Source organism: Cupriavidus sp. 10L45, from assembly GCF_056395225.1.
The window spans coordinates 16,288-28,710 of record NZ_JBFTJC010000015.1; the positions used below are offsets into that span (position 1 = coordinate 16,288).

The 12,423-nt window shown below is 67.1% G+C and carries 11 protein-coding genes; 6 read left to right on the forward strand and 5 right to left on the reverse strand.

The features are described 5' to 3' along the window. Positions 1-217: 217 nt before the first annotated feature. Positions 218-400: a glycine zipper 2TM domain-containing protein gene (locus AC1DFU_RS23565; protein WP_092299907.1), complete on the forward strand. Its 183-nt coding sequence runs from the start codon at positions 218-220 to the stop codon at positions 398-400. A 351-nt stretch (positions 401-751) separates the two neighbouring features. On the opposite strand, the gene AC1DFU_RS23570 is transcribed toward AC1DFU_RS23565, so the two are convergent. From AC1DFU_RS23570 to AC1DFU_RS23580, 3 genes are read right to left on the reverse strand one after another with little or no spacing between them, the layout of a single operon-like run. After that, positions 752-1,924 (reverse strand): acyl-CoA dehydrogenase family protein, encoded by a 1,173-nt coding sequence (locus tag AC1DFU_RS23570; protein WP_092299904.1) that lies wholly within the window; start codon positions 1,922-1,924, stop codon positions 752-754. A gap of 12 nt (positions 1,925-1,936) precedes the next feature. Continuing rightward, the gene (locus tag AC1DFU_RS23575; RefSeq protein ID WP_092299902.1) at positions 1,937-2,929 is read right to left on the reverse strand and encodes a Bug family tripartite tricarboxylate transporter substrate binding protein; all 993 of its coding nucleotides are present in this window, start codon (positions 2,927-2,929) and stop codon (positions 1,937-1,939) included. A gap of 41 nt (positions 2,930-2,970) precedes the next feature. Beyond that, entirely contained in the window at positions 2,971-3,384 is a 414-nt protein-coding gene (locus AC1DFU_RS23580) for a cupin domain-containing protein (RefSeq protein ID WP_092299899.1), read from the reverse strand. 255 nt (positions 3,385-3,639) lie between these two features. Between AC1DFU_RS23580 and AC1DFU_RS23585 the strand changes: the two genes are divergently transcribed. The 5 genes from AC1DFU_RS23585 (at position 3,640) to AC1DFU_RS23605 (ending at position 10,050) form a co-directional block, all read left to right on the forward strand. Next, on the forward strand, positions 3,640-4,608 hold the full coding sequence (locus AC1DFU_RS23585) for a tripartite tricarboxylate transporter substrate binding protein (protein ID WP_441593439.1): 969 nt from the start codon (positions 3,640-3,642) through the stop codon (positions 4,606-4,608). Between the two features lie 20 nt (positions 4,609-4,628). Further along, positions 4,629-6,047, forward strand: coding sequence for a 3-isopropylmalate dehydratase large subunit (gene leuC, locus AC1DFU_RS23590; RefSeq protein WP_092299893.1), 1,419 nt, complete (start codon positions 4,629-4,631; stop codon positions 6,045-6,047). Further along, positions 6,040-6,684: a 3-isopropylmalate dehydratase small subunit gene (leuD, locus tag AC1DFU_RS23595; protein WP_092299890.1), complete on the forward strand. Its 645-nt coding sequence runs from the start codon at positions 6,040-6,042 to the stop codon at positions 6,682-6,684. The genes leuC and leuD overlap by 8 nt, the downstream gene beginning before the upstream one ends. A 352-nt stretch (positions 6,685-7,036) precedes the next feature. After that, the gene (locus tag AC1DFU_RS23600) at positions 7,037-9,316 is read left to right on the forward strand and encodes a TonB-dependent receptor (RefSeq protein WP_441593440.1); all 2,280 of its coding nucleotides are present in this window, start codon (positions 7,037-7,039) and stop codon (positions 9,314-9,316) included. A 47-nt stretch (positions 9,317-9,363) separates the two neighbouring features. Then, positions 9,364-10,050, forward strand: coding sequence for a Fe2+-dependent dioxygenase (locus tag AC1DFU_RS23605; RefSeq protein WP_092299887.1), 687 nt, complete (start codon positions 9,364-9,366; stop codon positions 10,048-10,050). Between the two features lies 1 nt (position 10,051). Here the strand turns inward: AC1DFU_RS23605 and AC1DFU_RS23610 are convergent, their stop codons facing one another. Beyond that, complete coding sequence (locus AC1DFU_RS23610) at positions 10,052-11,158, reverse strand: CaiB/BaiF CoA transferase family protein (RefSeq protein WP_441593502.1); 1,107 nt, start codon at positions 11,156-11,158, stop codon at positions 10,052-10,054. 18 nt (positions 11,159-11,176) lie between these two features. Next, complete coding sequence (locus tag AC1DFU_RS23615; RefSeq protein ID WP_092299881.1) at positions 11,177-12,421, reverse strand: CaiB/BaiF CoA transferase family protein; 1,245 nt, start codon at positions 12,419-12,421, stop codon at positions 11,177-11,179. Between the last annotated feature and the right edge of the window lie 2 nt (positions 12,422-12,423).

Here is a 12,423-nt window from a genome sequence, read left to right on the forward strand (position 1 = left end):
CCGACCTGTACCCGGCTTGCGCCCAGCTTGCCGAGGGCTTGACACGAGGCCGACCCGGCCCGCCCGCCGTCCGACAATTCCTACATCCCAATCGGCGCGCGCCGGAATGGCTGCGCCCAGCGCCCCGCCTATTCTTGAGTCGTGGCGGAAGCGCCGCATCGCAAATCTGCAAGACCTAGGCAATGCGACGCGGCCCGCGGAATGCAGGAGAGCAACCATGTGGAAACGACTGGCTGGCGCGCTCGCGGTGGGCGCATGCTGTTGGGCCTTCTCGGGCTGCACGGCAACCGGCGCCGTCGCGGGCGGCGTCGTTGGACACGAAGCGACCAACGGCAGCGCGCTAGGCACCGTGGGTGGTGCCGTGGTGGGTGGCGTGATTGGCCACGAGCTTGGCAAGTAACGCTGCAAGTAACGGATTGATGAAGTAACGTTTTCCGCGGTCTGGATGGCGGGCAGGGTCGTCCAGGCTAGCGCGGCATATGTTTGAAGATGGGAAGGATATGCCGCCGCGCGCCGCGCCATGAGCATCGGCTGTTGTGTTTTTCAACGATGAGCGGACGTTTTCATCGCTGAAAGGCATCGCGGCACACAACGATGTCAGATCTCCCCGATCGTCATGGCGCGGCCGTGGGAAACCCTGCAATGAGAAAGCCCCGGCGCGTGTGCACCGGGGCTTTTTCTTTTCCTGCTTTTCTCGATACTGCCTTCGACACTACTCTCGACACGCCTCTCGCGTTCCCGCGCGATAGGACTAGTACGACTTCGGCAACCCCAGCACCCGCTCGGCGATATGGCACATGATCAGTTGGGCGCTGACCGGCGCGATGCGCGGGATGTACGACTCACGCAGGTAACGCTCCACGTGGTATTCCCGCGCATAGCCCATGCCGCCCAGCGTCAGCACGGCGGTCTGGCACGCCTGGTGCGCGGCCTCGGCGGCCAGGTACTTGGCGGCGTTGGCCTCGGCGCCGCACGGCTTGCCGTTGTCGTAGAGCCAGGCGGCCTTCCACACCATCATGTCGGCGGCTTCCAGCGCCATCCACGCCTGCGCCAGCGGATGCTGGATGCCCTGGTTCTGGCCGATGGGCCGGCCGAATACGATGCGCTCGCGGGCGTAGCGGGTGGCGGCCTCCAGCGCAGCGCGGCCCAGTCCCACGGCTTCGGCGGCAATCAGGATGCGCTCCGGGTTCAGGCCATGGAGGATGTACTCGAAGCCCCTGCCCTCCTCGCCGATGCGGTCCGCCGCCGGCACCATCAGGCCGTCGATAAACAGCATGTTCGAGTCCACGGCGCCCCGGCCCATCTTGTCGATCTCGCGCACCTCGATGTGCTCGCGGTCCAGCGCCGTGTAGAACAGGCTCAGGCCCTGCGTGGGCTTGGCGACGGCCTCCAGCGGCGTGGTGCGCGCCAGCAGCAGCATGCGCGTGGCCACCTGCGCCGTGGAGATCCAGATCTTGCGGCCATCCACGCGATAGGCGCTGCCGTCCGCCGTGCGCACCGCCTGCGTCTTCAGGTGGGTGGTATCGAGCCCCGCGTCCGGCTCGGTCACGGCGAAGCAGGCCTTCTCCTGCCCGGCGATCAGCGGCGGCAGCGCGGCCGCCTGCTGGGCCTCGGTGCCGAACACCACCACCGGGTTCAGGCCGAACACGTTCATGTGGATGGCGGACGCGCCCGAGAATCCCGCCCCGGACGCCGACACGGTCTGCATGATCAGCGCCGCCTCGGTAATGCCCAGCCCCGCGCCGCCGTACTGCTCCGGCATGGCAATGCCGAGCCAGCCCGCGCCGGCCATCGCCTTGTGGAACGCCTCGGGAAACGCGTGGCGCTGGTCCAGCCCGGCCCAGTAGTCGGGGCCGAAGTCGCTGCATAGCTGGCTGACGGCCTCGACGATGGCGTTCTGTTCAGGTGTCCTTTCGAAGTTCATCGGCGTCTCGCGTTATTCCGGCTGGATGCCGGCGTCCTTCACCAGCTTGGTCCACTTGACCAGCTCGCCCGCCACGAAGCCGGCGAACTGCTGCGGGGTCTGACCGAAGGCCTCGAAGCCCAGCGCCTCGAAGCGCGGCGCCACCTCCTTGCTCGACGCAATGCGCGACAGCTCGCGATTGACCCGCTCGACGATCGGCTGCGGCGTCTTGGCCGGCGCGAACACGCCGTTCCACGATGTGATGTCGAAGCCCTTCATCTCCGGCGTATCGGCAATCGGCGGCAGGTCCGGCAGCAGGCGGCTGCGCTGCGCGGTGGTCACGGCCAGCGCGCGCATCTTGCCGGCCTTCACGTTGGCGATGCCGGCGGCCACGTCGACGAACATCATCGGCACCTGGCCGGCAATCACGTCGGTCATGGCCGGCGGTGTGCTTTTATAAGGCACGTGCAGCAGGTCCAGCTTGGCCAGGCGCGAGAACGTGGCGCCGGAGACGATGCCAGTGCTGTTGCCGCTGGCGTAGGACATGCCCGGATGCGCCTTGGCATAGGCAATCAACTCGCCCACCGTCTTCACCGGCAGCTTGGGATTGATCACCAGCATGAACGGCAGGTTGCCCATGCGGCCGACCGGCGTGAAGTCCTTGATCGGGTCGTAGGGCAGCTTCTTCATCAGCGACGGATTGGCCGAATGCGTGGTGTTGGTGGTCATGAACAGCGTGTAGCCGTCCGGGGCCGCCTGCGCCACCAGCTCCGCCGCGATGGCGCCATTGGCGCCGGGGCGATTGTCGACCACCACGTTCTGGCCGAGCGCATCGCCCAACTCCTTGGCCGTGATGCGCGCCACGGCATCGGTGCCACTGCCGGCCGCAAACGGCACGACGAGGCGGATCGGGCGGCTAGGCCAGTTATCGGCAGCCTGGACGGCGGGGGCAAACGACAGCGTTGCCAGCGCGGGCAACGCCACGATGGCGGCGGCAAGCACGCGCCGCGCACGGAAAGTCGGCATGGAGGTCTCCTCGGGTTCTTATATAGGCAGGCGGCGCGGATTCAGGCGGGACGGATGACGCGGTCCGGCGATTCCTCGTAAGGCGGGGCGTAGACCACGAGCAGCTTGACGGGCTCGTCGCTGATCACCGTGAAGACGTGCATCGCTTCGGCGGGAAAGAAGCAGCAGTCCCCGGGGCCCAGTTCCTGGGACTGTCCGTTGACTTCGGCCCGCGCACGGCCTTCCAGCACATAGCAGACCTGTTCGATGCCCGGGTGCGCGTGGGGCAGCGCGCCCTTGCCGCGTTCGATGGTGCCGTGGATGACTTCGAGTTGGGTGGCGCCGACGTTCTCGCGCCCGATGATGCGGCGGTTCAGCGTGCCGACGTGATTGGCGGGGTGGTAGCCGGCAACGTCCTCGGTGCGGACGAAATACACCGGCCCCGATGCGGGTGATGCGGGTGATGCTTGAGTCATAAAGGGCTTGTCTCCAACAGGGAATGACATCGGTCGCCGCGTGGCATCACGGGCGTCTCTTTTCATGTTTGTGAAACTGATTTTATGCCCATGAAAAACGAAGTCAACTAGGGGATGGCCCTTGGGTGTGGCGCGGGTGCACAGCGCATTCATGAAATTGAGGCACGAATGAAGTGCATCGACCGAAATTATGTCTCCGCAGGCAAATGCTAGGATGCCAGCCATAACGACACCTATCCAAAAGGAGACAACCCCATGAAACTCAGCCATCTCGCCTGCACTGCCTTGCTCGCCTGCACCGCCGTCGTGGGTACGGCTTCGGCCCAGTCCTACCCGCAACGCCCGGTTCGCCTGATCGTGCCCTACGCGCCCGGCGGCAGCGCCGACATCGCCGCGCGCCTGATCTCGGAAGCCTGGTCGAAGAGCCTCGGCGGCACCCTCGTGGTGGAGAACCGCGCCGGTGCGGGCGGCAATATCGGCGTGGATGCCGTCGCCAAGTCGCCGGCGGATGGCTACACCATCGGCCTGCAAACCGTCTCGCTGGCCATCAACCCGGGCCTGTTCCCGCGCATGCCGTATGACACGCTGAAGGATCTGGCCCCGATCGGCATGGTGGCCAGCTCGCAGCACGTGCTGGTGGTCAACAACAAGGTGCCGGCCAAGAATCTGCAGGAACTGATTGCGCTGGCCAAGGCGTCGCCGGGCAAGCTGACCTACGGCTCCGCCGGCAATGGCAGCACCTTCCATATGTCGGCGGAACTGTTCAAGTCCGTCGCCAATGTGTCGATCGTCCACGTGCCCTATCGCGGCGGCGGCCCGGCCCTGGTGGACACCATCGCCGGACAGGTCGACATGAGCTTCCCGGTGATTTCCGCCGCCCAGCAGCACGTGCAGGGCGGCAAGCTGACCGCGCTGGCGGTAACGGGCGCCAAGCGCTCGGCCCTGCTGCCGAATGTGCCGACCGCCGCCGAAGCCGGCCTGCCCGACTACCAGTTCGAGACGTGGTTCATGGTCTTCGCCCCGACCGGCACGCCCAAGCCCATCATCGACAAGCTCAATGCCTCGCTGAACAGCGCGCTGGCCGCGCAGGCCACCAAGGAGCGCATGGTCAAGGAAGGCTTCGAGCCCACCCCGACCACGCCGGAAGCCGCCCGCCAGCGCCTGGAGCGCGAAATGCCGATGTGGGCCAAATTGATCAAGCAGCGCGGCATCACCGCCGAATGACCGAAGCAGAGACCGTAGCGATGACTTCCCGAACCCTATACAACAAGCTGGTGGACTCCCACACCGTCGCCCGGATCGATGAGGACAACGTCCTCCTGTTCTGCGACCTGCATCTGATGAACGAGTACACCAGCCCGCAGGCCTTTGCCGGCCTGCACGAGCAAGGGCGCGGCGTGCTGGTCCCGGGGCAGAATGTCTCGGTCGTCAGTCATATCATCCCGACCCATCCCACGGTGATCCGCGTGATTGCGGATCCGGCGTCGGCGCTACAGGCGACCAACCTGCGCGATAACTGCACCCGCCACGCGATTCCGCTGTTCGACACCAATGACCGCCTGCAGGGCATCGAGCACGTGGTGGCGCCCGAGCACGGCATGATCCGGCCCGGCATGGTGGTGATCTGCGGCGACAGCCACACCACCACCTATGGGGCGCTGGGGGCGCTGGGCTTTGGCATCGGCACGTCCGAGGTCGAGCATGTGCTGGCCACCCAGACGCTGGTCTACCGGATGGCGAAGACCATGCGCATCCGTGTGGATGGCAAGCTGCCGGTGGGCACCACGGCCAAGGACCTGATCCTCAAGATCATCGCCCGCATCGGCGCGCAGGGCGCGCGCGGCTACGTGGTGGAGTACTGCGGCACCGCGATTCGTGACCTGAGCATCGAGGCGCGCTTCACGCTGTGCAATATGACCGTGGAAGCCGCCGCGCGCGGCGCGCTGATCGCCCCGGACGACGCCGCCATCGACTACGTGCTGCGCCGAGCAGCCGATATGGACGAGGCGCAGCGCATCGCCGCCCGCCAGTACTGGGAAACGCTGAAAAGCGATGCCGACGCCACCTTCGACATGGAGTACGTGTTCGATGCCAGCGACATCGAGCCCTACGTCACCTGGGGTACCAGCCCGGACCAGGCGCTGCCGGTGTCTGGCCACATCCCCTTCCCCGAAGACCAGATGGACGATGCCGAGCAGCGCTCGGTGGCACGCGCCCTGGCCTACACCCACCTGACGTCTGGCGCGACGCTGGAAGGCACGCCGATCCAGCACGTGTTCATCGGCTCCTGCACCAATGGCCGCATCGAGGACCTGCGCGCGGTGGCCAGCGTGGTACGCGGCAAGCACGTGGCGCAAGGCGTGCGGGCGATGGTCGTGCCGGGCTCCGGCACGGTGAAGGCGCAGGCCGAACGCGAGGGGCTGGCCGACATCCTGACCGCCGCCGGCTTCGAATGGCGCCAGCCGGGCTGCTCGATGTGCCTGGCGATGAATGACGATGTGCTGGCCGACGGCGTGCGCTGCGCCTCCACGACCAACCGCAACTTCGAAGGCCGCCAGGGGCGCGGCGCCATCACCCACCTGATGAGCCCGGCCATGGCCGCGGCCGCCGCCATCACCGGCACGATTACCGATGTCCGCAAGCTGGAGCTTTCCCATGTCTGATTTCGCACACCTTACCGGCAAGGGCGCAGCCATCCGCTTCGAGAACCTCGACACGGACCAGATCATCCCCAAGCAGTTCCTGCGCGGCATCGACAAGGCCGGCCTGGCCCAGGGCGTGCTCTACGACCACCGCTTCGACGCCGCCGGCCAGCCGCGCCCCGATTTCGTGCTGAACCGGCCCGAATACGCCGGCACCCGCATCCTTGTGGGCGGCGCCAACTTCGGCTGCGGTTCCAGCCGCGAGCACGCGGTGTGGGGGCTCCAGCAGTTCGGCGTGCAGGCGGTGATCGCGCCGAGCTTCGGCGAGATCTTCTACTCGAACGCGATGAACAATCGCCTGCTGCTGGTGATGCTGCCCCGGGACGTGATCGAGCAGTTGATGAACGATGTCGATGCCGACAGCGACAACGTCATCACCATCGACGTCGACGCCATGCGGGTGCGCACCCCGGCTGGCGAATACCCGTTCGAACTGTCCGCGCGGCACCGCCGCATGTTCCTGGAGGGGCTGGACATGATCGGCCTGTCCCTGAAGCAGCGCGGCGAGATCGAGCAGTTTGCCGCGCGCTACTGGTCGGCATTCCCCTGGACCAAGGACGTCGCCCGGCGCACCCGGGATCGCCTCTCCGAGGTCTGAAATAAAAATCTTTCGGATGAGTGCCACCCAAACGGGTGGAACCTGTCTGCATACGGCCCGTGATGAACGGGCCGTTTTGCATTTCGGAATCGATATGGGGACCAGGCAGGCGGCACTATAAGCGCCGCTTTCACCATTTTCCACGCCGAGAATGTATTAAAACGGAGACAATCTCGATACGATCACCGTGTCTGTGTCGGGCCAGCAACGCAAATTGCAATGGGAATTGTTCGCATTTATATTCCGCCAGCCCGCCAGATAGATGCCCCTCCCGCAGCCGAACCCCGCGCAATCGCGCCCGGCGGCTGAGGACGGATCGGGCCCGACCGCGGAGGAGCGAATGGACCTGACAATGATTCGCCGTACCCCCGTGGCCACCGCACTTGTGGCCCTGTTCGCCGCCCCCGCCGCCCCCGCTGCGTTCGCGCAGCAGGCCCCCACGCCTCCGGCCGCCACGGCCGCCCCAGCCGCCCCTGCTGCCACCGAAAGCGCGCCGACCACGCTGCGCGAAGTCACGGTCCAGGGCTCGGCGGCGCGCGACGACTTCAATGCGTCCGGCAGCCAGCTGTCCAAGCTGCCCGCCGACCTGCGCGACGTGCCCCAGTCCGTCACCATCGTGAACCAGGCGCTGATGCAATCGCAGGGCGTCAGCTCCCTGACCGACGCGCTGCGCAACGTCCCCGGCATCACCATCGGCGGCGCGGAAGGCGGCCAGATCGGCAACAACATCAACCTGAACGGCTTTTCGGCGCGCACCGACATCTACCTCGATGGCTTCCGCGACCGTGGCCAGTACTACCGCGACACCTTCGCGCTGGATCAGGTGGAAGTGCTGATGGGCCCCTCTTCGATGCTGTTCGGGCGCGGCTCCACCGGCGGCGTGATCAACCAGGTCACCAAGAAGCCGTCCCTGAAGGCCGCCACCGAGGTCAGCGCCTCGGTCACCACCAACGGCCTGGTGCGTGCCACCGCCGACGTGAACACGCCCACCGGCGACACCTCGGCCTTCCGCATTTCGGCGATGGCGCAGGACGGCAAGCCGAGCACGCGCGACGAGATGACCGTGCAGGACTTCGGCATCGCGCCGTCGTGGCGCTATGGCATCGGCACGTCCACCCAGATCACGCTGTCCGCGCTGCTCCAGCACAACGAGGACATGCCCGACTACGGCCTGCCGGCCATCAACGGCCATCCGGTGAAGGTGGACCGGGACACGTTCTACGGCTTCAACAACGACCACACGCGGCAGAACATCGCCTCGCTGTCGGCGGGCATCGACCACAAGTTCTCGCCCAACCTGCGCCTGCGCAACCAGACCGCGTTCAACTACGTGGAAACGGACGCCCGCGAGACCGCGCCGAACGCCGTCGGCTCCATCAACGCGGCGGGCGCCTTCACCGCGCTGACCACCACCAACCTGCCGCTGTCGCAGCTCTACGTGCGCCAGCAGAGCCACGACCGCAACATCCGCGACTACTCGATCTTCAACCAGACCGAGCTGACCGCCACCTTCGAAACTGGGTCGATCAAGCACACGCTGCTCACGGGCGTGGAACTGGGCCACGACGGCTACAACAACCAGAACTACTACCGGAACGGCAGCTGCGGCAGCACGCCGCTGAACCCGCCGGCCACCGCCACGGCTGCCGCCGGCACCTCGGGCTTCGTGGCCTGCACGCCGGTGGTCGATCCGGTGTACCGGGACTCCCCGGGCAACGTGCCGACCGCCACCGGCAACCTGCAGGGCGGCTCGGCCAACACCGTCGCCGTGTACGCCAACGACGCCATCGAATTCACAAAACAGTGGAAGGCGGTGGCGGGCCTGCGCTATGACCGCTACATCGCCAGCATCAGCAACTCGGTGAATGCCACGAACACACGGGGCAACACGGCGCTGGCCAACGCCGACCAGACCGTCAACTTCACCAGCGTGCGGCTGGGCGGCATCTGGCAGCCTACGGAGCAGCAGTCGTACTACCTCTCGTATGGCACGTCGTTCAACCCGTCGCTGGAGCAACTGGTGGGCACGGTGGGCCAGCAGTCGCTGGACCCCGAGAAGAACAAGTCCTACGAGGCCGGCGGCAAGTGGGACCTGCTGAACGGCAACCTCTCGGTCACCTCGGCCCTCTTCCGCATCACCAAGGACAACGCGCGCAGCCAGATCGACGCCACCACCTACGCGCTGGCCGGCAAGATCCAGGTGGACGGCTTCCGCGCCGGCGTCACCGGCCGCATCACGCCGAAGTGGCAGGTCTTTGCCGGCTACACCTACCTCGACGCCGAGATCAAGAACGGCATCGCGGCGGGCACGCAGGGCAAGGTGCCGACCAACACGCCCAAGCACACCGCCACGGCATGGACCAGCTACGCCGTGCTGCCAAGCTGGGAAGTGGGCGGCGGCGCGTTCTATATGTCCGAGCGCTACGCCAACAACACCAACACCGTGCAGGTGGGCGGCTTCGTGCGCTGGGACGGCATGATCGCCTTCCACCAACCGAAGTACGATGTCCGCCTGAATCTCTTCAACATCTTCGACAAGAAGTATTACGATGCGCTGATTCAGTCGGATGGCGGCCGGTCGGTGCCGGGCACGGGCCGTACCGCCATGCTGTCGCTCACCTATCGCATGTAAACGCCGGCGGGGCCGCCCTGCCGGCGGCCTTCGCCAGGATTCCAGCCATGCTCGTCTGCATTCCCCGGGTACTCGACGCCGAACAGCTCGCGGTACTGGTCGCCCAACTCGAACACGCCGGCGATGCCTGGGTGGATGGCCGCGTCACGGCCGGCTACTCCGGCGCACCGGTCAAGTTCAACCAGCAGATCGACGAACGCGCCGAGGTGGCGGCCCAGTGCCAGCACCTGATCCTGAGCGCGCTGGAGCGCAACCCGCTGTTCATCAGCGCGGCGCTGCCCAACCTCGTCTATCCGCCGATGTTCAACCGCTACAGCGAGGGCATGACCTTTGGCGCCCATGTGGATGGCAGCGTGCGCATCGACCCGCACAGCGGGCGCAAGCTGCGCACGGACATCTCGGCCACGCTGTTCCTCTCGGACCCGGCCAGCTATGACGGCGGCGAACTCCAGGTGGAAGACACCTACGGCCTGCACAAGGTCAAGCTGGCCGCCGGCGACATGGTGATCTACCCGGCCACCAGCCTGCATCAGGTCACGCCCATCACGCGCGGCACCCGGCTGGCCAGCTTTTTCTGGATCCAGAGCCTGGTGCGCGACGATGGCCAGCGCGCGCTGCTGTTCGACATGGACAACGCCATCCAGACCCTGAACCAGACCAACGCCGACGAACGCGCCCGGCGCAGCCTGGTGGGCTGCTATCACAACCTGCTGCGGCAGTGGAGCGAGACCTGAGCTAGCGCGGATCGGCGGCGAGCCACGGGCTGCCCCGCTCCAGTCCGGCCCGGACTTCGTCGGCATGCTCGCCAATGGCAGGAATACGCCCGACCTGCCGCACCGCGCCGTCGAAGCGCGGCGCCGGGGCAGTCTGCAGGAAACCATCCGCCTCCACATAGACCCCGCGCGCCACGTTATGGGGATGGGCGGCGGCCTCCGCCGGGCTCAGTACCGGCGCAAAGCACACGTCGGTGCCCTCCAGCCGGCGGCACCAGCCTTCCCGGGTATCCGTGGCGAACACCTCGGCCAGATGCCGGTGGAGTTCCGGCCAGGCCTCGCGCTGCCACTGCCGGGCGAAGCGCGGGTCATCGGCCAGCCCCAGCGCCTGCACCAGCAAGCCGTAGAACTGCGGCTCGATGGCGCCCACGGTGATGAACTGGCCATCCGCGCAGCGATAAGTGGCGTAGAAGTGCGAACTGTCGTGGAGATTGCGCCCGCGCTCGCCGTGGATATAGCCCTTGGCCGTGGCCCCCAGCAGCAGTTGCAGCATGTGCGCCGAACCATCGACGATGGCGGCATCGACCACCGTGCCGACGCCCGTGCCCCGTGCGCGCAGGATGCCGGACAGCAGGCCCACGGCGAGGTACAGGGCCCCGCCGCCCACGTCCCCGGTCACGGCGAAAGCGGTCGAGGGCGGCGTCTCCGGTGCACCGTTGTAATAGAGCGCGCCGGACAGCGCGGTGTAGTTGTTGTCGTGGCCGGCGACCTGCGCCATCGGGCCGGTCTGGCCCCAGCCGGTCATCCGGCCATAGACCAGCCGGGGGTTACGCGCCATGCACACCTCTGGCCCGAGCCCCAGCCGCTCCATCACGCCGGGCCGCATGCCTTCGATCAGCGCGTCCGCGTCCGCGATCAGGTCCAGCACCAGTTCCCGCCCCGCCGCCGTCTTCAGGTCGGCCATCACCGAGCGCTTGCCCCGGTTGACCAGCTTGCGCGGCTGCCCCGACGCGCCATCGTCAGGCCGTTCCACGGCTATCACATCGGCGCCGAGGTCGGCCAGATGCATCGCACAGAACGGCCCCGGGCCGAGCCCGCTGATTTCCACGATCCGCACGCCTTCCAGCATGGCTGCTCCTGACATCGCTCAAACGACTCCGGCCGACTTCAGCGCCGCAAGATCCGCAGCGGTGACCCCGATCGCGCCATAGACCGCCGCGTTGTGCTCGCCCGTAGCCGGACCACTGCGCGGCGGCGACGGCTGGTAGCCGGAGAAGCGCGGCACCACGCACGGCGCCGGAATCGTGCCGAGGTCGGCGTCTTCGAGCCGGACGATGGCCTCGCGCGCCTGCAGGTGGGGATCGTCGATCACATCGACAATGGTGAAGACCTTGCTGAACGGCACCTCGTGCGCCTTCAGCGCGGTGGCGATGGCGTCATAGGACTGCGCGGCGAACCAGGCCACGATCAGGTCGTCCAGCGGGCCGATATTGCGGATGCGGTCCGGGTTGCGGCGATAGTCGACGGACTCCGCCAGATCGGGCCGTTCCATGGCCTTGGCCAGCCGCCGGAACGTGACGTCCGACGAGGCCACCAGCGAGACCCACTGGTTGTCCGCCGTGCGATACATATTCGACGGCGCGGTGTAGGTCGCCCGGTTGCCGGAGCGCCCGCGCACCTGCCCAAGTTGCTCGTACTCCACCGCCAGCGGCTCCAGCAGGCGCAGCAGCGCCTCCGTGGCCGACAGGTCGATCTCCCGCCCCGGGCCCTCCGGCGCGCCGCGCGCCTCGGCAATCGCCGTGGCAATCGAGAACGCGCCGAACAGCCCCGCCACCATGTCCCCGATCGGATAGTTCATATGCATCGGCCCGCCGGCGGCCTCGCCGCACAGGTTGGTGAAGCCGCTCATCGCCTCGAAGATCCGCGCGAAGCCGGGGTTGGCGGCATACGGGCCGGTCTGGCCGAAGCCGGTCAGGCGCAGCACGGTCAGGCGCGGATTGGCGCGATGCAGGGTGGCGATATCCAGACCCCATCGATCCAGCGTGCCGGTGCGGAAGTTCTCCACCAGCACATCGAACTCCGGCAGCAGGCGCAGGAACAGCGCCCGGCCTTCCGGCGTGCGGACATCGAGCGAAATACCCTGCTTGCCGCGATTGGTGACCTTCCAGTACAGCGACAGGTCGTCCTTTACCGGCGCCAGGCCGCGCAGCGGGTCGCTGCCGTCCGGCAGTTCCAGCTTGACCACCTCCGCGCCCATGTCGCCGCACAGCGTGGCGGAGAACGGCGCGGCCACCACGGTGGCCATGTCCAGGATGCGCACGCCGCGCAGCGGGCCGCCTTGGGGCGAGTCGGAGGGGGTCCGCTGTGCGGAATTGCATTCGGAGGGGTGCATGT